This is a genomic window from Pantoea sp. X-Soil-ISGK-275 (assembly GCF_059730795.1).
The window spans coordinates 2,476,743-2,497,569 of sequence record NZ_AP035976.1 but is presented as its reverse complement, the minus strand read 5'-3'; the positions used below and the strand labels follow the sequence as shown (position 1 = coordinate 2,497,569).

The window sequence follows — 20,827 nt, the reverse complement described above, 5'->3', positions numbered from 1 at the left end:
AGGAAAACCTTCATATGAATACATCAACAATGCAGCCCGAGACGCTCTCGGCACGTCAACAAGCCATTCCGCTGATGGCGGCGTTTATGGCAACCAGCAATATGGAAAAACTGGATGGCGCACTTAATCAGGGGCTGGACGCCGGATTAACGGTAAACGAAGCCAAAGAGATCCTGGTGCAGTTGTATGCCTATACCGGTTTCCCGCGTAGTCTCAATGCGCTGAGCGCGCTGATGAAAGTCACGGAAGCGCGCAAGCAGCGCGGTATCAGGGATGAAGTGGGCAAAGAGCCGGTGCAGCCGGTGCCGGTGGGCGATGCGCTGCGTCAGCTGGGCACAGATAACCAGACCAAAATTTCTGGCGCGCCGGTGCAAGGACCACTTTTCGACTTCGCACCGGTGATCAACCAGTTCCTGCAAACCCATCTGTTTGGCGATATTTTTGCTCGTGACAATCTTGACTGGCAAAGCCGCGAGCTGGCGACAGTTGGCGCATTGGCCGCCACACCGGGCGCAGAATCGCAGCTGCTGTCACATACGCGCGCCAGCTTGCGCGTAGGCATCACGCGCGGCCAGTTGCAGCAGCTGGCGAACCTGTTGCGTGCCAATGGGGAAATTGCGGCGGCGGAACGCGCGGAATGCGCATTGCTGGCAATCTAGGTTAGCTGTTGATTAGAGGGGAAAGATTGTTGAAAAATACGCTTAAAATCTGGAGCATCTGTCTGCTGGCGACCAGCTTTATCGCCGCCGCACAGGCGGAACCTTTAGTGATTCAGGAACAAGGTAGTTTTGCGGCGGGCGGCACGGTAATCACCGCGCCGGGACAATTTGATGCCAAAAAGCCGCTGGATCCTGCAGGCCAGACCTATCATGGCGATCACGCGGCGGTGTTTTATCAAATTCCGCCACATGCGCATAAATATCCCATCGTGATGCTGCACGGCGCCGGGCAGTTTTCCCGCACCTGGGAAAGCACGCCGGATGGGCGCGAAGGGTTCCAGAACCTCTTTCTACGGCGCGGATTTGCCACCTATCTGGTTGATCAGCCGCGTCGCGGTAGCGCCGGTCGCAGCACGGTGGAGAGCACGCTAACACCGAAACCGGATGAGCAGCTGTGGTTCAATCAGTTCCGTCTAGGCGTGTGGCCCACCTTCTTCAAAGGCGTGCAGTTCTCACAGGACAAAGAGGCGCTGAACCAATACTTCCGCCAGATGACGCCCAATACCGGGTCGTTTGACGTCAATGTGATTTCGGATGCGCTCTCCGCCGTGGTCGATAAAAGCGGTCCCGCTATTCTGTTTACCCATTCGCAGGACAGCTGGCGCGTAAGGCTGGCAATGGCGCGCCAGTGGCGAGATGTGGTGAATAAACACGGTGGCGATGTGCAGGTGATTCACCCGCCGGAAATCGGCATTAAAGGCAACACTCATTTCCCGTTCTCCGACCTGAATAACGTACAGATCGCCGATCAGGTCAGCCATTTTTTGCAGCAGAAGCATCTGCAATAGCTCAACGGCAGGGTTTATGGATTGATGAATACAACTAATAAACCCTAGCTGATTACCGGGTCTGACCAAATCAATGCTGGGGCGTTATGCTTTTGGAAACTCTCAAAAGGATAACGCCATGCACACTGTAAAACTCAATAACGGCCTCGATATGCCTCTGCTGGGCTTTGGTGTGTTTCAGATGACCGATGCCGCCGAGTGCGAGCGTGCGGTGATCGACGCCATTGAAACTGGTTATCGCCTGATCGATACCGCCGCCTCCTACCAAAACGAAACTCAGGTCGGCAATGCCCTTAAGCAGAGCGGCATCGCGCGCGATGAGCTGTTCGTCACTACCAAATTATGGCTGCAGGACACGAATTATGAAGGTGCCAAGGCGCAGTTTGAGCGCTCACTCAATCGCTTGCAGATGGATTATGTCGATCTCTATCTGATTCACCAGCCGTACGGCGATGTGCACGGCGCGTGGCGGGCGATGGAAGAGTTGCAGCAGGCGGGTAAGATCAAAGCGATTGGTGTCAGCAACTTCCAGCCGGATCGTCTGGCGGATCTCATCGCCTTCTTCTCGCACCGCGATCCCGCGATGGTGGAGTGGCTGACAGGCCGCAAACTCGACGTTTAATGCCTGGCGCTTCATGTCGATGCATTTTCGATTGCATCGACATTTTTTATATTTGACGTTTTTTTCTCAATGGGTATGCTCAGCCACGTCAGGATCCTCCGGCCAGGATTGGTTTAGACGGTTACAGAGAGCCCATGAAAAACAGTAATGATAAACAGCTATGCGACATTGCGATTGGTGATGCCGTGCTTGAATTATTTAATCAGGATGCACCGGTCTCGCGCACCACGCTACTCGCGCAATTAGAGAAGATGATTCATGCCGGTGATACGGCGGAAGATGTGCGGGTTGCCCGACTGGCTTTAGAGTTGGTCAAGAGCAGCAGCACAGCCGACAACGCTGAGAAATCTGAAGAAAACGTGATGAGCTTTAGGGCTAAAATCGTCGCGGCGGATGACTCCACCAAGCACTGATGGTTGCATGCCGGACACGGGTTGTCCGGCATAACGTCAGGATTTACCAGTGGAACTTATTCGAATCTTCCCACTCTTTGACTTCTTTCTCCGCACGGTCTTTTTCATAACCGTAGCGTTCCTGGATTTTACCGACCAGCTGATCGCGTTTTCCCTCGACCACGGTCATATCATCATCAGTCAGGTCGCCCCATTTTTCCTTCACTTTCCCTTTGAACTGCTTCCAGTTGCCGCTAATACGATCTTCGTTCATGTCGAACTCCCTGGTTAGTGGTTACTGTGTGCTCCCCTTTGCTGGCCTGATGCCAGCGGGTGAATTAATCCTGGCACAGGATTTGCGATTTGCCTGGCAGGGCTGTGAGCTAACTCGAAGATTTGAAATTGCGTGAGGTGGAGCGGTGATAAAGTCAGGCTTTACAAGCTAACTCATTGCTCTATAAGGCGTTATGTTTACCTGGCTATACAGGCAATGGTTTGTTGCGATATAGTAACCGCCGATAAGACATTTCCGTCAACTTTTGGAAACCCGCATTACCCAATGCCATCCGCTATGAGCAAAACGCCAACCATCGACACGAAAAGCAGAGAGCGTGGCCGCCCTAGAGAGTTCGATATCGAACAGGCTCTGGACAAAGCCATGATCGTTTTTCGTCAAAAGGGTTTTCATGCCGCTTCACTGAATGATTTGGGCGAGGCGATGGGGCTGACAGCGGGCAGCATTTATAAGGCTTTCAAAGATAAGCGCAGCCTGTTTCTGCTGGTGTTTGAACGCTACCTTTCGGTGCGCAATGCCGATCTGCGTCAGCGTCTGGCGCAGTTCACCACGGGCCGCGAGAAGCTCAGCGAGCTGCTGCAGTTTTACCTCGATTCCGCGCGGGCGGTGGAAGGTCGCACCGGCTGTTTAGTGGTGGGCAGCGCGGTGGAGCTACAGGTGCTGGATGACGATCTCTCGCAACTGGTGAGTGAAGCGGTCATACGCAATAAAAACTTCCTTGCCTCGTTACTTAAGCAGGGCCAGGAAGATGGATCGGTAACGCCCAATCTGGATGTCGATACCGCCGCCGGATTGATCCTCTGTATCGCCTTTGGCATGCGCGTTGTGGGCAAGATCACGGATGTAAAAGATGAACCTGAGACCATCAAGTTAGTAATGAAGCTGCTGGACTAAAATTTGTCTAATTAGGAGGCGGATACTTCCTAAATAAGCGAAGCGTAAAGCCGGAGGGCAAGTGAAAGACGAAGATTCAGATATTACGGAAGAGATTCGCGCATTGGTGGGAAGGGTGGTGACACGTATCCTTCGTCCTGATGAAGCGCTTACCGTTCAGGAACTTATTGGCGCGTTGTATCGCCTGAGTTTGCGTTCCACTGATAGCAAAACCAAAGTTGCCTGCGAGAAAGCCATTCGTATCCTGGCGAAAAAACTGCACTAATAAGGTCGCGCGTGCCGCGCCTTGTTGTTCCCCTCTGCTGAAGTCTGGCAATCCCTCGCCAAACAGCCATTTAATAATTAAAGCGGGCGATGCGCGGTCTCTTTCGCCTTCCACAGCGCAAACAGCGTGATCAGCAACGCCAGGCTGACATACAGCGATACCCACAGCGTGCTGCCCATCTCTTTGTACAAGGTTGTAATGATCAAGGGCGCAAAGCCGCCGCCGATGATGCCCGCCAGCGTGTAAGCCAGTGACGATCCGGCGTAGCGTACGTGGCTGGGGAACTGTTCGGTGACAAACGCCGCCTGCGGTCCATACATCACCGCGTGAATCAGCAAGCCGCCAATCACCGCCAGCACGATCAGCACCGGCTGTGAGCTATCCAGCAGCACAAAGAATACAAACGACCAGACAATGGCCAGCAGCGCACCGGCAATGTAAACCGGGCGACGGCCGAGTTTGTCGGAGAGCGCGCCAAACATCGGTACCGTGATCGCATTGCCGATCGCACCGAGCATGGTGGCCATCAACGCCAGCGGACGCGGCAGCTGCAGCACAGTGGTGACGTAAGTGAGAGTGAATACCACCACCAGCGCATACAGCACGTCAGAGCCAATGCGTGAACCGCCCGCGATCAGCAGCTCGCGCGGATAGCGCACAAACACCTCTTTCAGCGGCGTATGGGTGGTTTTCTCCGCCTGCTGCATCGCGACAAAGGTCGGTGTCTCTTCCACGCCGCGCCGCAGCCATAAACCAAACATCACCAGCAGCAGACTCAGCAGGAACGGAATGCGCCATCCCCACTCCTGAAACTGCTCGCCGCTCAAGGCCACCGTCACCAGCGTGATAAATCCGGTGCCAATCAAGGTCCCGCACGATGGACCCACCTGCGCAAACGAGGCGTTACGGCCACGCTTGTTGGCATCGCCATGCTCCATCGACAGCAACACCGCACCGGCCCATTCGCCGCCTAATGCAATGCCCTGAATAAAGCGCAAGGCCACCAACAGCACCGGACTCCAGATGCCCCACACCGCATAGCCGGGCAGCAGGCCCATCAGCGCGGTGGTGACGCCCATAATCACTAATGTGGTGATCAATACCGCTTTACGCCCGGCAACATCACCGAGATGACCAAAGATAAAGCCGCCCACCGGACGGGAGATGTAGCCGACCGCATAGGTGGAAAACGCCAGAATGGTCCCGACCAGCGGATCGAAGCTGGGGAAAAACACGTGGTTAAACACCAGCGCCGCCATGATGTTGTAGACCGTGAAGTCATACCACTCCAGCGCGGTTCCAATGGAGCTGGCCGCCGCAAGGCGACCGGTTTTGCTGTGGCTGGCGCGCGCGCCTGAAGCGTGCGGCAACGTTGAATCGGTATTAGCCATGAGCCATCTCCTGTTTGGTTAACTGCCAGCTGAGGGAGTAGAGTTGTACATCCGCGTTAAGCGCCTGCGCGGCGTCGGCGGCGAGGGTTTTACACACCTGCGCGTCTCGGCATATCAGCAGCAGCATCGGATGCATCGGTCGCGTTGCGCTGTTTTCACGTGGCAGCGGCGAGCTCAGCGTGGTGTCAGGCGTCATCAAACGTGAGGCGATGTAGCCCGGCGTGTGCTGCACGCTGCTTTGCCAGTTACCCAGCGATGCAACATCTGTACCTGCTTTCAGCGTTAGCACCGCCAGATGGCTGCCAGTGCCTTGTCCATGCTGATGGGAGATGGCGCACACGCGGCGCATCGGATTGACCATCTTGTTGAGATTCTTCACCGACCATGCGGTCTGGCGCGTGAAGGCGGCGTGATAATCCGCGCTGGTAAAGGCTTCCAGTGATGTGGTTTCGTACAGGCCGAGGTATTTGCGTTCGGCATTCACCGCCTGATAACGCGTACCGCTAAGAAAGCCGCTGATCGCCACGCGCTCTTCAACGTGTTCGTGGTCGTACCATTGGTTGAAATCCGCTTCATCTGCAGCATCGATATTGGTGGCGACAAACAGCATGCCGTGGGGTTGAGTCATGATCAGCTACTCCGTTTCAGGGTGGTTTCAATCGCGGCAGCCCAGCTGAGTAATGCAGCATCGTTGCCATGGGTGGAAGAGAGCATCAGGCCAACCGGCGCAGCGCCGGGCTGATGACAAGGCAGAGAAATTGAACAGCCATCCAGCATGTTGATCACGCTGGTGTTGCGCAGCATCAGCAGATTGACCTGCATATAACGCGCGGGATCCTCGAGCTCGGCCAGCGTCGGCGCAATCAGCGGCACCGTTGGCATCAATATGCCGTCGAAGCGCGCAACCGCCTGCTCGACGCGCTGTTTCCAGTTGGCGCGCAGCTGGTAAAGTTCGGCGGCATCCTCTCCATTCAGCAAACTGCCGCGTTGAATGCGCGTCAGAACCTGCGGATCGTAAGCTTCCGGCTGGGATTGAGCGTAATGCTGATGCCATTGCCAGGCTTCCCACGCGGTAATGCCGCCGCGCGCGTTGATGGTGTCGAGTTCCGCCAGCTCTTGCAGCGGCAGCTCGGTGATTTTCACGCCCTGCGCGCGTAGCAAATCAAGCGCATGCAGCCAGGCGGCGCTGACGTGTTCGTCAAGGCCAGCCAGCACCCGCGTCTGCGGGATGACGAAATGTGCCTCCGACAGATTCCGCTCATCAATCTGCAGCGGTTGATCGGCGATCACGCTATCGAGCAGCCAGCAGCTGCGCACGTCGTGGGCGATCACGCCGATGCTGTCGAGCGACGCCGCCAGCGGCAGTGTTCCGCGTTGAGCGATGCGGCTGGCGCTGGGTTTAAAACCGGTTAAGCCGCACAGCGCCGCTGGAATGCGCACCGAGCCGCCGGTATCGGTGCCGACCGCTGCCAGGCACATGCCATCGCTCACCGCCACCACCGCACCGGAAGAGGAACCGCCAGGAATGCGCTGCTGCGCGCGCTGCCACGGATTGACGGGCGTACCGTAATGCGGATTAACGCCGAGGCCGGTGAAGGCGAACTCGCTCATATTGGTTTTGCCAACGATGGCGGCACCGGCCTGCTTTAAGCGATCCACTATGCTGGCATTCGCCTTGGCTACACTGGCGTTGCTCAGCAAGCGGGAACCGGCGGTGGTCACTTCTCCGGCGACATCGAACAGATCTTTAATGCTGACAGGCAGACCATCAATCGCGCTGCGCGGCTGTTGCTGCTGCCAGCGCGCGCTGGCTTGTGCCGCTTGCTGACGTGCAGCATCGGAATACACCTTAGTGAAGACGCGCTTGCCTTCTCCGCTTTCCGCTGCGATGGCACGCAGCGCATCCTGGGTCAGGGTTTCAGGGCTGATTTGCCCGGCGAGCAGCTGCTGGCTCGCTTGCCATAACGTTGTCATAGGAAACCTCAGGCGATAACCGGCAGCGAGCCAGTGATATAGGTGTGTTCTAGCGTGCGGTTCAGCACCGGATCGTGCAGCGCCATGCGGAATTCACTCGCAGGACGAATCCCGCCGATGGCGCTGAGCGTGCCGCACGACATGGCAAAACCTTCCTCGACCTGGCCCGTGGAAAAATAGCGGCTTAGCAGATCAAGTGGTGTCAGCAAAGAGGCGAGGGCGCCTTGCTGATAAGTTACCCAGTCTCCGTTGACGTTGATCCAGGCACGCAGCTCCAGTTGATCCCAGTGCGCTTTGACTTCGGACATGCGCCACGCGTGACCGGCAACCGGTTTAATGCACGCCTGTTTCGATAGCGCCACGCTGAAGGTTTCCAGATGACGATCGGTGTGATCGGAAATCAGCGAAACCCAATATTCGCCGCGATGGAAAAACACAAAGGGTTCGGCTTCACCAGATGTTTGATCGCCGACCACTTCCAGCTGCGTTTGCTGACTTAATTGATTGGTCGCGACGCGGTAAAACAGCGGCACTGCACCAGGAGCGGGCACGCCGAGCGCTTCGAGTTCCCTGATATGGTGCAGCACCGCTTCCTGATCGCGTCCAACCCAGCCCGCGATAACAAGTTGATTAACCTCAACATCCAGCAGTGCCGCATCGGCGTAATCTGTCGTAAACCGTAATTGCATGGGATAGATCTCCAGTTGAGAAATGCGTGTGAAATTTCACTGTGATTTCAATCTAGCCATTTTCATGCCAGGTTTTTGTGTAATATGTCTCAGTTACCTAATAAGGATTTGCGCGATGAGTAATGTGATGGCTGAAAATGTGAGCTCGCCGACGACACCGAAGAGCATTTCGCTTAATGAGCGCGCCTATCTGGCGTTCAAACACCGGCTGATCACGCTGCGCTACAAACCGGGCGACTATCTCAATATCGCGCAGGTGATGGATGACCTTGAGATGGGCAGAACGCCGGTGAATCAGGCGGTGCATCGGCTGGAGACGGAAGGGCTGTTGCAGATCATCCCGCGCAAGGGCGTGATGGTATCGCCGCTATCGATTGACGATGCGCTGGAGTTAATCGAGGTGCGTTTGGTGAATGAGGCGCTGTGCTTGCGGCTGGCCTCGCAGCGGGTCAATGCGGCGCAGATCGCCTATTTGCGGGAGATGAATCAGCGCATTGCTCATGCCAGCGCTTCACGCGATCGCGAACAGATGATGCTGCTGGACCGTGAATTTCATCAGGTGCTGGCGGATATCGCCGCCAATGGTCGTCTGGCCGATATTCTCAGCATTATCCATGCGCAGGCGCAGCGCTTTTGGGCGACTACGCTTTCCAGCGCTGCGCACATGAACGAAGTGATCGCCGAACACGAAGCGATCATTGCCGCGCTGGAGCAGGGAAATGCCGAACAGGCGGAGGAGGCGGCGCGGGTGCATATCTATTCGTTTAAGCAGGCGCTGCTGAATAATTAATACTCCGCTTCTTCGCCAGGCAGCGGAATGGAAAGATCCATGCCTGCAACCCCGGCATAGAAAATGATCAGCTCGGCAGGCTTATCCGTGGTGAAGCCGCGATGGGCAATGTCGATGGATTCATTAAAGGCTTCGCCTGTGTTGAAGGTTTTAGTCTCGCCGCTGGCTTTGTCCTCGATGGTGAGCGAACCCGATAAAATATACGCGGTATTCGGCATCGGATGCGTATGCCATGGCAGCTCGGAATGCGCAGGAATCGTCATCTTCATCACGGTGATCTCGGGCTTACCGGCGGGATAGTATTCAATATGCTGGCCGTTCCATGCTTGCCCGCTTTGCAGCAGCGTTTCCGCACTGTTTTCATGCTCGTTATCGGCACCTTTCATCTTATTCCCCTGAATAGTCATTAAAATCTCTCCCGCACAGGATAGTGCAAATCTGCAAGGCTGCGCGCACGCTCACTTCCAATACAATTCGATCGATCAAGGCCGAGACGCCTGTAAAAGAATTGTGATCGGACATCAAGATCTGCTTAAAGTAATCGATTACTTTAAGCTTCTCTGTGGAATGTAATCGATTTCTTTTGGCGTGAGGTCAGCATGGTTTCGACAACTACAGGTTCTGAGATCGCGGTGAGACAGCAGCGTCTGCTGATTCCCCGCTTGTCGTTAATGATGTTCATGCAGTTTTTCATTTGGGGAAGTTGGTCCGTTACGCTCGGGCTGGTGATGACGCAACACAACATGTCATTACTGATTGGTGACGCCTTTTCGGCGGGGCCGATCGCCTCAATTCTGTCGCCGTTTGTATTGGGCATGTTGGTTGACCGCTTCTTTCCTTCGCAGAAGGTGATGGCGGTGATGAACCTGGCGGGCGCGGTGATCTTATGGTTTGTCCCGGCCGCGCTGGTGGCCGAAAACGGTGCGCTGCTGATCGGATTGCTGTTTGGCTATACGCTCTGTTTTATGCCGACGCTGGCGCTCTCCAACAACATCGCCTTTCACAGCCTGGCCAGCAGTGACAAAAGTTTTCCGGTAGTACGGGTGTTTGGCACCATTGGCTGGATTGTGGCGGGCATCTTTATTGGTGTCACCGGCATCGCATCTAGCACCGGGATTTTCACTCTGGCCGCGATTTGTTCCGTGGCGTTAGCGATCTACAGCCTGACGCTGCCGCATACGCCAGCACCGGCGAAAGGCATGCCGTTAAAAGTGCGCGATCTGTTCTGCGCGGATGCCTTCTCGCTGCTGAAAATTCGCCACTTCTTCGTCTTTGCGCTCTGCGCCACCTTGATCTCCATCCCGCTCGGCACCTATTACGCCTACACCGCGTCCTGGCTGGCGGATGCGGGCGTGAGTAACGTCAGTACCGCGATGTCTTTTGGTCAGATGTCGGAAATCTTCTTCATGCTGGTGATCCCGCTGCTGTTCCGCCGCCTCGGCGTCAAATACATGTTGCTGGTCGGCATGGTGGCGTGGTTTGTGCGTTACGCGCTGTTCGCCATGGGCATGAACGATGAAAGCCGCGCACTGATCTACATGGGCATTCTGCTGCACGGTGTCTGTTACGACTTCTTTTTCGTGGTGGGCTTTATCTACACCGACCGTATCGCGGGGCAAAAAGTGAAAGGGCAGGCGCAAAGCATGGTGGTGATGTTCACCTACGGTATCGGCATGCTGCTGGGCTCGCAGATTTCCGGCGCGCTCTACAACCGCCTGATTGCCGGACAGGGCACGGCGCAAAACTGGGCAACATTCTGGTGGATCCCCGCGATTGCGGCGGCAGCGATCGCCGTTCTTTTCCTCTTCACCTTTAAATATCGGGATGAAGAGGTTTGATTGACTGGAGGTGTACGTGAAAACGGTAAAAGGACCTGGAATTTTTCTCGCGCAGTTTATTGGCCCGCAGCCACCGTTTAATTCGCTGGAAGGGCTGGCGCAATGGGCTTCTGCGCTCGGTTATAAAGCGCTACAAATGCCTTGTAATCACCCTATAATTTTTGATCTGCCGCGCGCCGCAACCAGTCAAACCTATTGCGACGAAGTGACAGGTTTACTGGCGAACTACGGCTTGCAGATCAGTGAATTATCGACGCATCTTGAAGGCCAGCTGATTGCTGTCCATCCGGCGCACGATAGCGCCTTCGATGGCTTCGCCCCCGCCGCCTTGCGCGGTGACAAGGAAAAGCGCACCGCATGGGCGATTCAGACGGTGAAGCTGGCAGCGGCCGCCTCAGCCAACCTGGGATTGCAGGCCCACGCCACCTTCTCCGGTTCGCTGGCCTGGCCGTATCTCTATCCGTGGCCGCCGCACAATCCTCAGCTACTGAGTGAAGCCTTCTCAGAGCTGGCGCGGCGCTGGTTGCCGGTGCTCGACGAGTTTGACCGCTACGGCATTGATGTGTGTTACGAGATTCATCCCGGTGAGGATCTGCATGATGGCGTGACGTTTGAACGCTTCCTGGCGCTGGTGAACCATCATCCGCGCTGCAACATCTTGTTCGATCCCAGCCACTTGCACTTGCAGCATATCGACTATCTGCAGTTCATCGATATCTACCATCAGCGCATCAAGGCGTTTCACGTTAAAGATGCCGAGTATCTGCCGAACGGACGCAGCGGCGTGTATGGCGGTTATCAGCGCTGGAGAGATCGTGCCGGTCGTTTTCGCTCACCCGGTGACGGACAGATCGATTTCCCGGCCATTTTCAGCAAGCTGGCGCAGTACGATTATGACGGCTGGGCGGTGCTGGAGTGGGAATGTTGTTTGAAAGAGGCGGAAACTGGCGCGCGCGAGGGTGCCGAGTTTATTCGTCGCCACATCATTCCGGTGGCCGATCGAGCATTCGATGACTTCGCCGCACAACCGCAGCAAGCGGCCAGCATCCGCGCGCAGCTGGGGCTGAGTGCGGCAGAGTCGCATGATTAAGGTGGGCGCAGATTTATGGTAGCCTGCGTAGTATCTGACTGAGCAAGAGTTCAAGCATGTCCATCCAAAAAATCGCCCGCTTAGCGGGCGTTTCTGTGGCGACAGTTTCACGGGTGCTGAATAACAGCGACACGGTAAAAGCGCAGAATCGTGAGAAAGTCCTGCAAGCCATTAAAGCGAGTAATTACCAGCCAAACTTGTTAGCGCGTCAGTTGCGCACTGCACGTAGCTCAATGATTCTCGTCATGGTGTCGGATATCTCCAATCCCTTCTGCGCCGAGTTGGTAAAAGGCATTGAGGAGCAGGCGGAGAAGAACCGCTATCGCATTCTGTTGTGTAATTCTGGCTCAGACATTGAGCGCTCCCGCTCCAGTTTGCAATTGCTGGCCGGTAAAATGGTGGATGGCATTATCACCATGGATGCGTTCAGTAAGTTGCCAGAACTGGCGCAGCTGATTGGCGAAACGCCGTGGGTGCAATGCGCGGAATACGCTGATGCCGGGGATGTCTCCTGCGTCGGCATTGATGATGTGCAGGCATCAAAACACGTAGTGGCGTATCTGGCGGGCAGGGGACGACAGCGTATTGCGCTAATCAACCACGATCTCAGCTATAAGTATGCGCAGCTGCGGCAGGCGGGATATCAGCAGCAGCTTAGGCAGGAAGCGCGCAGCTGGCAGGCCATCTCTTACGCCACCGATCTGAGTTTTAATGCCGGTAAACAGGCGATGGAAACCTTGCTGGCAGCGCCCGAGCGTCCCGATGCCGTGTTCGCGGTGTCGGATACCTTAGCGGCGGGCGCGCTCTCAGCGATTCACGCCGCCGGACTGCGCGTACCGCAGGATATTGCGGTGACCGGATTTGATGGCACCGACCTAGCCGAAATGGTCACGCCGCCACTGAGCACGCTGGCGCAGCCGTCGCGCGATATGGGGCGCGAAGCGTTCGATTTGCTGCTGAATAAGATCGACCAACCTGATTCGCCGGCTCAACGCATTATGATGGACTGGCACTTTGTGGTGCGTGCCAGTACTTGAGCGGTTGCTTGCGGAAGGATTTAATACAGCCTAAGAGGGCGATAGAGACGTACTAATGCTTCACGGATTTCCAGTTTACCCAAACAGCCGCTGGCGGTTTTGCGTCAGCGCGTGTGCCACATCAGGCAGCATCGGGAAAGAACTCTGGCCGCCATATTTCTGGATTGAGCAGGAGCTGATTTCAGCAGCGAAAGGAATCGCTTCTTCCAGAGCGATGTTATTCACCAGGCAATAGGCGATGCCGCCAATAAAGGAATCGCCTGCGCCGGTGGTATCCACCACATCCGGGCAGAACACAGCGGGATAATGTCTGGCACCGGCATCACCGGATAACACCGCGCCTTTCTCGCCCAGCGTAATAATCACCCGGCCATTCACCTTCTGCTGTAACGCTGCCGCACAGGCCATCGCTTCCTTGACCGACGTGACGGAAGTTTTGCTCATAAAGCTGGCTTCGGTCTCATTCACCACCAGAAAATCAACCTGGCTCAGCGCCTGCGCAGAGATTTCGCGTGCTGGCGCGTTGTTAAGCAAAATCTGGCAATCGTGACTGCGCGCTACGCTGATGGCACGTTCAACCACATGGTCGGGAATCTCCGACTGCAGGATTAACAGTGGCCGATCGCTGAATAACCCATCGTGAATATCAGATTCGGTTATCAGGTAGTTTGCGCCCTTAATAATGGTGCTGCAGTAATCACCGGATTCCAGAATCTGCACGATGCCAATACCGGAGGTTTTTCCGCGTTGGCTAATGTTATCTACCGATACCTCGTTTTCATTCAGCGATTTTATGAGCTCACTGCCATAAATATCATTGCCCACGCAGCCCACCATATTCACATTCAAGCCCAGCTTGGCGCACTGAACCGCCTGGTTTGCTCCTTTTCCGCCCGGCATTAGCATTAACTCGTTGCCGGTAAACGTCTCCCCAATCTCCGGCAGGCGATCCTGCTGGACAAGAATGTCGTAGTTAAGACTGCCAATAACAACAATATTATGTTTCATCATTTCGGCCCTTAATTGGCGGTGCGTTTGGACGCAACCGCATTTCTGGTGTTGTGTAAACTGGTCTGACTTTTTTCGCTGGTCTTGCTGGCGATAATGGTAAAAATGGCATCGAGAATATTCAGATGCACAATGCGCGTGGTAGCGTTTTCTCCGGTAATCGGATTGTTTTTCACCGAGGAGATAATCGAGTGCCTGGCAATTAAACTCAGTGGGCTGTTGGGATAATTGGTCAGGCAGATGGTTTCTGCGCCGTTCTCATTCGCCGCTTTTACCATCTGGATAATGTCTGTGGTTTGGCCGGAGTGGGAAATCGCCAACAAGATATCGCCGGGTTGCATCAATGAGGCAGTCATCAATTGCTTGTGGCTGTCACTGAAAACCGACGAGAAGATGCCGATTTTCAGCAGCTTATGATTGAAGTCATCACAGATTGAGCCTGAACCACCGCATCCAGCAATAAAAATGCGCGCGCTTTCTGGCTTATTAATAAACAGATAGGCCACCGCTTTGATCACGGCACTGTTAATCACGCTCAGGGAATCCTGCAGCGCCAGCACTGAATTTAAAAAGGTGCTTTCAATCACCTGTTCAACATATTTTTCTGAATCCGGGATCACCGGAATATCGATAATCTCTTCCTGCGAGCTAACTTGCCGGGCGATATTGATTTTCAGATCGTGAAAACCGGTAAAGCCGAGTTTCTTCGAGACTTTAGTAATGCTCGATACGCTGACATTCAGATAATTCGCAATATCAGTGATGCACATTTTAGATAATGACTGCGGATTGTCGTCAATAAAACGCGCAATAGAACGTTCCTTTTTTCCCAGTTCAGGTGCGAGGGTGCGAGCCAGCAGGAATATCTCATTGCCTTTAAGTCGGTTATGCATGTTGAGCGCTCAATAAAAACGTTGTCGCTAAGCTAGCATGGTGATTAGGGGAAAAGTGTTAACTGGATCACATGCTGTAAAACGTTTTACTGATGCATTTTACTAGCAGTAAAATAAAAGTAGTGTAATTGCCTCTGTTATTTTCCTAGCAGGAAAACGAGCATTTAACTTATTGTATTTTAATGGTTTTACTCGCAGTAAAATTTTCACTATTGTAAATCACTCTTTTATTTTATTAGCGGTAGTATTTATCTATCCGCATTTACCTGATGACTATTCTCATTTATAAGAAAGTGGAAATCCCATTAAAGGTAATTTAAAAATGAAATTCTCATCACGTATAAATTCATTTCGCTCCAGAGCCGATCTGTTTGCGGCGAAGAACAAAATGGATACTTGCGATCTTATTACGCGTATGGGTACCGTTTCGGGCTTGACGCATATTGAGCTGAATTATCCGGAACATTTTATTGGTCAGGATAAAGCGCTGATCAAGCAGACCATCGCCGATAACAATTTGCAGGTCGGTGGCATCGCATTGCGTTATAACAAAGAGTTCATTGACGGTGAATTCACCAATCCGGATGCCGCACTGCGTAAAAAAGCGATTGACATTACCCTTGAAGCCGCAGAGATGTGCAAATACCTTGGCGGCAATACCGTCACGCTGTGGTTTGGCTACGATGGTTACGATTATCCGTTCCAGCAGGATTATTTCCGCGCCTATGAGTGGCTGGTCAGCGCACTACGGACCGTGACGCAGGCCCACGCGGATATGCAATTCAGCTTTGAATACAAGCCGTATGAGCCGCGCACCTTCTCCTTTATTGGCGATGTCTCTTCAACGCTGATGCTGATTGATGACGTGGGCTCCGATAATCTCGGTATTACCCTCGATTTCTGCCACATGATCATGAAGAAAGAGAATCCCGCTTTCTCGCTGTTCCAGTCGGCACGCAAAAATCGTCTGGTGGGTTTCCACTTGAATGATGGTTATGGCCACTTTGATGATGGGTTGATGCTGGGTTCCGTGCATCTGATGCAGACGCTGGAATACATCTATTACGCAAAACGCGTTAACTTCAGCGGCCTGATCTATTTCGATACCTTCCCAAGCCGTGAAGATCCGGTTGCCGAATGCGCGCAAAATATTCGCATGTATAAAGCGCTCTCCAGCTTTATCGACCGACTGAGCATTGATGAGATCGATCAGCTGATTAAAAGCCAGGATGCGCTGAAAGTTCAGGGCATGCTGATGAAAATCATCGCTGAATAAAAACAAAATCAAAACTTACCTCTATTCACTACGACCAGTCAGTGTCTGACACTGGGGGAAACTATGTTCGATAAAATAGGTTTGCCTAAAAACTTGCTTTGGGGCTATATCGGCCTCGCGATATTTATGATCGGCGATGGTGTAGAACAAGCGTGGATTGCCATCTGGCTGGTGGATAAAGGGCTGTCTGTCGCGCAGGCCTCTTATCTGATCACCGCATACGGTGTCACGGTGACGCTGGCGGCCTGGGTTACCGGCGTGCTGGTGCAAACCCTCGGCCCGCGCAAAGTGATGGTGTATGGGCTGATCACCTTCGTCATCGGTAGCATCGGGTTTATCGGCATTGGCCTCAAGACCATGCACATGGCCTGGATGCTGCCGTTTTATGCCATTCGCGGCATCGGTTATCCGCTGTTTGCCTACTCGTTTCTCATCTGGATTAACTACAGCACGCCGGTGGAGCGCCGTTCTACCGCAGTGGGTTGGTTCTGGTTTACCTTCTCGCTGGGTTTAAGCGTCATCGGTCCGTTCTTCTCCTCGCTGGCATTGCCGGTGATGGGCGAAATTCATGTGCTGTGGATCGGCATGGTGTTTGTGGTTGTGGGCTCAGTGTTAGGCATTTGGGTGAACCGTGACGTGGTGCCGGCATCTGAAATTCATCCCTTCAGTGCGGCGGAGTTAATTAAAGGCATCACCATTTTGCAGCGCCCGGTTATTGCCATGGGATTGGTGGTGAAATCGGTCAACGGCATCGCGCAATATGGTTTAGCCACCTTCCTGCCGCTGTATCTGATCAGTTTCGGTTACAGCAAAACTGAATGGCTGCATATGTGGTCGGCGGTGTTCCTGGTGGCGATTTTCGCCAACCTGTTCTTTGGCTTCTTCGGCGATAAGTTTGGCTGGCGTACCACCATTATGTGGGTCGGCGGCTTTGGCTATGCCGCGGTGCTGATTCTGGTTTGGGCGGTGCCGCAGGTGCTGGGCCATAACTTCTATGCGATGGCGTTCGTGCTGTGCCTGTGCGGCATTACCATGGCGGGCTATGTGCCACTGTCGGCGTTGTTCCCGTTACTGGCCCCGGACAGCAAGGGCGCGGCGATGTCGGTGCTGAATCTGGGCGCAGGTCTGGGCGCATTTATCGCACCTGCCATCACTGCGCTGTTCTATTCATCACTGGGTGCGGGCGGGGTGCTGGGGATTTATGCCGGGCTTTATGTGCTGAGCGGCGTACTGACGCCATTCCTCAAAACGCCTGAAGAACTGGATGCGCGGGTAGCGATGACGGATAAAGCCGCCTGACAGACGTGAGATTTTGGTTATAAAAAAAGCCCAGTTAATAAACTGGGCTTTTTATTGGAATTAATAGCTTTAGACGTTGAACAGGAAGTTCATCACGTCGCCATCTTTCACGATGTACTCTTTACCTTCTGAGCGCATTTTGCCGGCTTCTTTCGCGCCTTGTTCACCTTTGAACGCAACGAAATCATCAAACGCGATGGTCTGAGCACGGATGAAGCCTTTCTCGAAGTCGGTATGGATTTTACCCGCCGCCTGTGGCGCAGTGGCACCCACAGGAATGGTCCACGCACGCACTTCTTTCACGCCGGCGGTGAAGTAGGTTTGCAGGTTCAGCAGCGCATAACCGGCGCGGATCACGCGGTTCAGGCCCGGCTCTTCCAGACCCAGTTCAGCCATGAACTCATCGCGCTCATCATCTTCCAGCTCAGCGATATCAGATTCAACCGCTGCACACACCGGCACCACGACTGAACCTTCAGCTTCGGCAATCGCACGCACCTGATCGAGGTACGGATTGTTTTCAAAACCGTCTTCATTGACGTTAGCGATGTACATGGTTGGCTTCAGCGTCAGGAAGCTGAGGTAGCGGATTGCCGCTTTCTCGTCAGCATCCAGATTCAGTGCGCGCAGCATGCCCGCTTCTGACAGGTGCGGCAGGCACTTCTCCAGCGCAGCCAGTTCGGCTTTAGCATCTTTGTCGCCGCCTTTGGCTTTCTTCTGGCAACGCTGAATCGCGCGTTCGCAGGTGTCGAGATCCGACAGCGCCAGCTCGGTGTTGATCACGTCAATATCTTCCGCTGGGTTAACTTTACCCGCTACGTGGATGATGTTGTCGTTTTCGAAGCAGCGCACTACGTGGCCGATGGCTTCGGTTTCACGGATGTTGGTCAGGAACTGGTTGCCGAGGCCTTCACCTTTGGACGCGCCTTTCACCAGACCGGCGATATCAACGAATTCCATGGTGGTTGGCACTACGCGCTGTGGCTTAACAATCTCGCTCAGCTGATCGAGGCGCAGATCGGGCATTGGCACCACACCGGTGTTTGGCTCGATGGTGCAGAACGGAAAGTTGGCTGCTTCGATACCCGCTTTGGTCAGCGCGTTGAACAGGGTGGATTTACCGACGTTCGGCAGGCCCACAATACCGCATTTAAATCCCATGGTCTGATTACCTTTCTCACTGAGTGTGCGTCGCCGTTAAACAGCGCCGACAGATTCAAAAAATTTCGCGCATTATACACAGAATTGCCTTCTGCGGCGCGGGAATTGGCCTTAGCCCGCCTTGAACGCGTGCAGGCGGTTCATCGCCTTGATCTTATCTTCTTTCAGCCACAACTCGGTGCAGCGCACCGCTTCGTCTACGGCATCGTCAATCAGCTTTTGTTCGCTAGCTGGCGGCTTGCCCAGCACGAAACCGGTGACTTTATTGCGATCGCCTGGATGGCCAATACCGACGCGTAAACGGTGAAAATTATTGTTGTTGCCCAGCTTGCTGATGATGTCTTTCAGACCGTTATGGCCACCGTGGCCGCCACCTTGCTTAAATTTTGCTACGCCTGGCGGTAAATCCAGCTCATCGTGCGCCACTAAAATCTCTTCTGGCGCAATGCGATAGAAGGTCGCCATCGCCGCCACCGCTTTCCCGCTGAGGTTCATAAACGTGGTGGGCACCAGCAGGCGCACATCTTCTCCCGCCAGCGACAGGCGCGCGGTGTAGCCGTAAAATTTTGGCTCGTCTTTTAACGACTGATTGTTGCGGCTCGCCAGTAAATCGACATACCAGGCGCCCGCGTTATGGCGCGTTGCGGCGTATTCAGCGCCGGGATTGGCCAGCCCCACAATCAGTTTAATGCTGCTCACGATGTTTATCCTGTCTTGCTGCGGAAAGGGCGATAGTTTACTGCCTGGCGGCACGGATGACAAAGGCCGCAAGCAGCAGATAATGTCTCTGCGTGACTAATCATTTTCTATCGAAATCAAGGCTCTGGCGGTAAAGATTTGTCAAAGGTTGTGAAGGATATGTGATCCTGTACGCAACTTAAGCGGCAACTATTGCCTAAGCTTATGGCTAGTTAACCATACGTGCTGTTTTGCTTTTATAAGGATGGAGGTGGATCATGAAACGTCAAAATTGCCGCTTTGTAGGTAACGGTTTGATGTGTTTGGGTTTACTGACGATGGTTCTAGGCGTTGGCTATTCCATTATCAATCAGCTTCCTTCGCTCAACCTGCCACAATTTCTCGCGCACGGTGCCATGTTCAGCATCTTCGTTGGCGCTTTGCTGTGGCTGGTCGGTGCGCGCGTCAGCGGACGTGAGCGCGTAGAAGATCGCTATTACTGGTTGCGTCATTACGGCGATAAGCGCTGCCGTCGCAATCACTCATCGCATTAAGTGAGTATGGTTTGCTGCAGCGGCTGTAACTGCGCGAGATAACATTCGATGCGGTTACGGCCGCTGGCTTTTGCACGATACATAGCTTCATCGGCCAGCGCCAGCAACGGCGGGAAAGGCTCGCCAGGCTGCAGCGCGGTGGCAAAGCCGATACTGACGGTATAGCGTACGTCGTTGGGTTGCGACAGCTGTGTCGCTAAACGGATGCGTTCACACACGCGCTGTGCCTGCTCGGCATCGCCGGGAATGATCGCCGCAAACTCTTCGCCGCCCAGGCGGGCAAAATGTCCACTCTCCGGTAACAACGCCTGCACCACCTGACAAAAATCGATTAATACCTGATCCCCTTGCTGATGGCCAAAACGGTCATTGATGCTTTTGAAATGGTCCAGATCGAACAGCACCGCGCTGTAAACAAATTGCTGTGATTGTCGCGCGCTGCGCAGCACCATTTTATCTGCCTGCTCAAACAGCGCACGACGATTCCACACGCTGGTGAGCGGATCAAGCATTGATGCCAGTTTGTGGGCGATTTGCGTGCGCTCATTCACCATCGCCAGAATGGTAAAGCTCAGGCCAATGACAAACAGAATCGATTCGAGAATCACATAAACCGAGAAGCTGGAGCCGCCAATTGCACCGCGCACCGGCGTTGCCACCGCATCATCAAGAAAGATGCGCGCCACGTGAAACAGCAGATGGATCCACAGCAGGATTTGCGCCGGCCAGAAGGTGACGGTTAACGAAGCGCGCACGCGCCACAGCAAGCAGATCAGCGCGCCGGTATAGATGATGCACAGCAGGCAAACCACCAGCACGCGCTTCGGCTGGCTGTGATAAAACTCGGGGAAAAGACAAAGAATAGCCCACAATAAACCGCCGCCTAACCAGCTGAGCCCAATGGTTTTACCGCAGAAGATGCGGAAGGCATTAAGCAGATTGCCATAAGCCAGCAGCAGCATGATGTTGCCGACCGCCACCGGTAAAAACTGGAACCCCGCGCTGCGTAAGCTGCTAAGGAATACCGCGGCCAACGTTAAAACCAGCGCCAGCGTGGTGCAACCCAATACGCGATCGTACTGCGCGCCAATCCAGGCAAAAACCAAAATGATACTTAAAAACCCCAGCACATAGAGCTCGCAAACAAACAGTGTGTAGATGTCGAGAGTCATAG

The 20,827-nt window shown here is 54.1% G+C and carries 23 protein-coding genes and 1 pseudogene; 13 read left to right on the top strand and 11 right to left on the bottom strand.

Going from position 1 to position 20,827, the window contains the following annotated elements:
- The first annotated feature begins 14 nt into the window (after positions 1-14).
- The 4 genes and pseudogenes from AC6I8A_RS11720 to AC6I8A_RS11705 all read left to right on the top strand — a co-directional run bounded on the left by AC6I8A_RS11720 (position 15) and on the right by AC6I8A_RS11705 (position 2,542).
- Complete coding sequence (locus AC6I8A_RS11720) at positions 15-659, top strand: carboxymuconolactone decarboxylase family protein (RefSeq protein ID WP_479487154.1); 645 nt, start codon at positions 15-17, stop codon at positions 657-659.
- 29 nt (positions 660-688) lie between these two features.
- Positions 689-1,507: an alpha/beta hydrolase gene (locus AC6I8A_RS11715; RefSeq protein WP_497818532.1), complete on the top strand. Its 819-nt coding sequence runs from the start codon at positions 689-691 to the stop codon at positions 1,505-1,507.
- 118 nt (positions 1,508-1,625) lie between these two features.
- Positions 1,626-2,069, top strand: a pseudogene (locus tag AC6I8A_RS11710) (aldo/keto reductase); the annotation flags it as partial.
- A gap of 194 nt (positions 2,070-2,263) precedes the next feature.
- Entirely contained in the window at positions 2,264-2,542 is a 279-nt protein-coding gene (locus tag AC6I8A_RS11705) for a hypothetical protein (RefSeq protein ID WP_265297703.1), read from the top strand.
- A 43-nt stretch (positions 2,543-2,585) separates the two neighbouring features.
- Here AC6I8A_RS11705 and AC6I8A_RS11700 read toward each other — a convergent pair whose 3' ends face one another.
- Positions 2,586-2,795 (bottom strand): CsbD family protein, encoded by a 210-nt coding sequence (locus AC6I8A_RS11700; protein WP_008107582.1) that lies wholly within the window; start codon positions 2,793-2,795, stop codon positions 2,586-2,588.
- Positions 2,796-3,092: 297 nt separating this feature from the next.
- Between AC6I8A_RS11700 and AC6I8A_RS11695 the strand changes: the two genes are divergently transcribed.
- On the top strand, positions 3,093-3,710 hold the full coding sequence (locus tag AC6I8A_RS11695; RefSeq protein ID WP_372340033.1) for a TetR/AcrR family transcriptional regulator: 618 nt from the start codon (positions 3,093-3,095) through the stop codon (positions 3,708-3,710).
- Positions 3,711-3,771: 61 nt separating this feature from the next.
- Entirely contained in the window at positions 3,772-3,975 is a 204-nt protein-coding gene (locus AC6I8A_RS11690) for a hypothetical protein (RefSeq protein ID WP_101764092.1), read from the top strand.
- A gap of 77 nt (positions 3,976-4,052) precedes the next feature.
- Here AC6I8A_RS11690 and AC6I8A_RS11685 read toward each other — a convergent pair whose 3' ends face one another.
- From AC6I8A_RS11685 to AC6I8A_RS11670, 4 genes are read right to left on the bottom strand one after another with little or no spacing between them, the layout of a single operon-like run.
- Positions 4,053-5,366, bottom strand: a complete 1,314-nt coding sequence (locus tag AC6I8A_RS11685) for an MFS transporter (protein ID WP_222233300.1) — start codon at positions 5,364-5,366, stop codon at positions 4,053-4,055.
- Positions 5,359-5,994: a hypothetical protein gene (locus AC6I8A_RS11680; RefSeq protein ID WP_497818531.1), complete on the bottom strand. Its 636-nt coding sequence runs from the start codon at positions 5,992-5,994 to the stop codon at positions 5,359-5,361. The genes AC6I8A_RS11685 and AC6I8A_RS11680 overlap by 8 nt, the downstream gene beginning before the upstream one ends.
- Before the next feature lie 2 nt (positions 5,995-5,996).
- Positions 5,997-7,340: an amidase gene (locus tag AC6I8A_RS11675; RefSeq protein ID WP_497818530.1), complete on the bottom strand. Its 1,344-nt coding sequence runs from the start codon at positions 7,338-7,340 to the stop codon at positions 5,997-5,999.
- Between the two features lie 8 nt (positions 7,341-7,348).
- Positions 7,349-8,029: a DUF2848 domain-containing protein gene (locus AC6I8A_RS11670; protein ID WP_479487151.1), complete on the bottom strand. Its 681-nt coding sequence runs from the start codon at positions 8,027-8,029 to the stop codon at positions 7,349-7,351.
- A gap of 115 nt (positions 8,030-8,144) precedes the next feature.
- Between AC6I8A_RS11670 and AC6I8A_RS11665 the strand changes: the two genes are divergently transcribed.
- Positions 8,145-8,819 carry a GntR family transcriptional regulator gene (locus AC6I8A_RS11665; protein WP_008107597.1) on the top strand — a complete coding sequence of 225 codons (675 nt, stop codon included), beginning with the start codon at positions 8,145-8,147 and terminating at the stop codon, positions 8,817-8,819.
- On the opposite strand, the gene AC6I8A_RS11660 is transcribed toward AC6I8A_RS11665, so the two are convergent.
- Complete coding sequence (locus tag AC6I8A_RS11660) at positions 8,816-9,205, bottom strand: cupin domain-containing protein (protein ID WP_497818951.1); 390 nt, start codon at positions 9,203-9,205, stop codon at positions 8,816-8,818. The two genes, AC6I8A_RS11665 and AC6I8A_RS11660, sit on opposite strands and share 4 nt — an antisense overlap.
- 213 nt (positions 9,206-9,418) lie before the next feature.
- Here AC6I8A_RS11660 and AC6I8A_RS11655 point away from each other — a divergent pair, with 213 nt between their 5' ends.
- Genes AC6I8A_RS11655 through AC6I8A_RS11645 form a run of 3 tightly spaced genes read left to right on the top strand, consistent with a single transcriptional unit; the run spans position 9,419 to position 12,784 of the window.
- The gene (locus AC6I8A_RS11655) at positions 9,419-10,657 is read left to right on the top strand and encodes an MFS transporter (protein ID WP_497818529.1); all 1,239 of its coding nucleotides are present in this window, start codon (positions 9,419-9,421) and stop codon (positions 10,655-10,657) included.
- Between the two features lie 16 nt (positions 10,658-10,673).
- Positions 10,674-11,747: a sugar phosphate isomerase/epimerase family protein gene (locus AC6I8A_RS11650; RefSeq protein ID WP_497818528.1), complete on the top strand. Its 1,074-nt coding sequence runs from the start codon at positions 10,674-10,676 to the stop codon at positions 11,745-11,747.
- A 56-nt stretch (positions 11,748-11,803) separates the two neighbouring features.
- Complete coding sequence (locus tag AC6I8A_RS11645) at positions 11,804-12,784, top strand: LacI family DNA-binding transcriptional regulator (RefSeq protein WP_497818527.1); 981 nt, start codon at positions 11,804-11,806, stop codon at positions 12,782-12,784.
- Positions 12,785-12,859: 75 nt separating this feature from the next.
- Here AC6I8A_RS11645 and AC6I8A_RS11640 read toward each other — a convergent pair whose 3' ends face one another.
- A complete protein-coding gene (locus AC6I8A_RS11640) occupies positions 12,860-13,792 on the bottom strand; it encodes a ribokinase (RefSeq protein WP_497818950.1) in 933 nt (310 codons plus the stop codon).
- 11 nt (positions 13,793-13,803) lie between these two features.
- The gene (locus AC6I8A_RS11635; protein ID WP_154193782.1) at positions 13,804-14,685 is read right to left on the bottom strand and encodes an SIS domain-containing protein; all 882 of its coding nucleotides are present in this window, start codon (positions 14,683-14,685) and stop codon (positions 13,804-13,806) included.
- Between the two features lie 322 nt (positions 14,686-15,007).
- Here AC6I8A_RS11635 and AC6I8A_RS11630 point away from each other — a divergent pair, with 322 nt between their 5' ends.
- Together AC6I8A_RS11630 and AC6I8A_RS11625 are read left to right on the top strand one after the other, a co-directional pair.
- Complete coding sequence (locus tag AC6I8A_RS11630) at positions 15,008-15,961, top strand: sugar phosphate isomerase/epimerase family protein (protein WP_497818526.1); 954 nt, start codon at positions 15,008-15,010, stop codon at positions 15,959-15,961.
- Between the two features lie 63 nt (positions 15,962-16,024).
- Complete coding sequence (locus AC6I8A_RS11625; protein ID WP_497818525.1) at positions 16,025-17,260, top strand: MFS transporter; 1,236 nt, start codon at positions 16,025-16,027, stop codon at positions 17,258-17,260.
- Positions 17,261-17,329: 69 nt separating this feature from the next.
- Here the strand turns inward: AC6I8A_RS11625 and ychF are convergent, their stop codons facing one another.
- Together ychF and pth are read right to left on the bottom strand one after the other, a co-directional pair.
- Positions 17,330-18,421 (bottom strand): redox-regulated ATPase YchF, encoded by a 1,092-nt coding sequence (gene ychF, locus AC6I8A_RS11620; protein WP_061718538.1) that lies wholly within the window; start codon positions 18,419-18,421, stop codon positions 17,330-17,332.
- Between the two features lie 111 nt (positions 18,422-18,532).
- Positions 18,533-19,120: an aminoacyl-tRNA hydrolase gene (gene pth / locus AC6I8A_RS11615; RefSeq protein ID WP_008107639.1), complete on the bottom strand. Its 588-nt coding sequence runs from the start codon at positions 19,118-19,120 to the stop codon at positions 18,533-18,535.
- A 257-nt stretch (positions 19,121-19,377) separates the two neighbouring features.
- Between pth and ychH the strand changes: the two genes are divergently transcribed.
- A complete protein-coding gene (ychH, locus tag AC6I8A_RS11610; RefSeq protein WP_061723496.1) occupies positions 19,378-19,653 on the top strand; it encodes a stress-induced protein YchH in 276 nt (91 codons plus the stop codon).
- On the opposite strand, the gene AC6I8A_RS11605 is transcribed toward ychH, so the two are convergent.
- Positions 19,650-20,825, bottom strand: a complete 1,176-nt coding sequence (locus AC6I8A_RS11605; RefSeq protein ID WP_497818524.1) for a GGDEF domain-containing protein — start codon at positions 20,823-20,825, stop codon at positions 19,650-19,652. The two genes, ychH and AC6I8A_RS11605, sit on opposite strands and share 4 nt — an antisense overlap.
- Positions 20,826-20,827: the final 2 nt, after the last annotated feature.

Bases quoted from the DNA above. Each gene is read 5' to 3' on its own strand.
- AC6I8A_RS11720 (WP_479487154.1), top strand. From the start codon at position 15: ATGAATACATCAACAATGCAGCCCGAGACGCTCTCGGCACGTCAACAA.
- AC6I8A_RS11705 (WP_265297703.1), top strand. From the start codon at position 2,264: ATGAAAAACAGTAATGATAAACAGCTATGCGACATTGCGATTGGTGAT.
- AC6I8A_RS11700 (WP_008107582.1), bottom strand. From the start codon at position 2,795: ATGAACGAAGATCGTATTAGCGGCAACTGGAAGCAGTTCAAAGGGAAA.
- AC6I8A_RS11695 (WP_372340033.1), top strand. From the start codon at position 3,093: ATGAGCAAAACGCCAACCATCGACACGAAAAGCAGAGAGCGTGGCCGC.
- AC6I8A_RS11685 (WP_222233300.1), bottom strand. From the start codon at position 5,366: ATGGCTAATACCGATTCAACGTTGCCGCACGCTTCAGGCGCGCGCGCC.
- AC6I8A_RS11680 (WP_497818531.1), bottom strand. From the start codon at position 5,994: ATGACTCAACCCCACGGCATGCTGTTTGTCGCCACCAATATCGATGCT.
- AC6I8A_RS11675 (WP_497818530.1), bottom strand. From the start codon at position 7,340: ATGACAACGTTATGGCAAGCGAGCCAGCAGCTGCTCGCCGGGCAAATC.
- AC6I8A_RS11670 (WP_479487151.1), bottom strand. From the start codon at position 8,029: ATGCAATTACGGTTTACGACAGATTACGCCGATGCGGCACTGCTGGAT.
- AC6I8A_RS11665 (WP_008107597.1), top strand. From the start codon at position 8,145: ATGAGTAATGTGATGGCTGAAAATGTGAGCTCGCCGACGACACCGAAG.
- AC6I8A_RS11660 (WP_497818951.1), bottom strand. From the start codon at position 9,205: ATGAAAGGTGCCGATAACGAGCATGAAAACAGTGCGGAAACGCTGCTG.
- AC6I8A_RS11655 (WP_497818529.1), top strand. From the start codon at position 9,419: ATGGTTTCGACAACTACAGGTTCTGAGATCGCGGTGAGACAGCAGCGT.
- AC6I8A_RS11645 (WP_497818527.1), top strand. From the start codon at position 11,804: ATGTCCATCCAAAAAATCGCCCGCTTAGCGGGCGTTTCTGTGGCGACA.
- AC6I8A_RS11640 (WP_497818950.1), bottom strand. From the start codon at position 13,792: ATGAAACATAATATTGTTGTTATTGGCAGTCTTAACTACGACATTCTT.
- AC6I8A_RS11635 (WP_154193782.1), bottom strand. From the start codon at position 14,685: ATGCATAACCGACTTAAAGGCAATGAGATATTCCTGCTGGCTCGCACC.
- AC6I8A_RS11630 (WP_497818526.1), top strand. From the start codon at position 15,008: ATGAAATTCTCATCACGTATAAATTCATTTCGCTCCAGAGCCGATCTG.
- AC6I8A_RS11625 (WP_497818525.1), top strand. From the start codon at position 16,025: ATGTTCGATAAAATAGGTTTGCCTAAAAACTTGCTTTGGGGCTATATC.
- ychF (WP_061718538.1), bottom strand. From the start codon at position 18,421: ATGGGATTTAAATGCGGTATTGTGGGCCTGCCGAACGTCGGTAAATCC.
- ychH (WP_061723496.1), top strand. From the start codon at position 19,378: ATGAAACGTCAAAATTGCCGCTTTGTAGGTAACGGTTTGATGTGTTTG.
- AC6I8A_RS11605 (WP_497818524.1), bottom strand. From the start codon at position 20,825: ATGACTCTCGACATCTACACACTGTTTGTTTGCGAGCTCTATGTGCTG.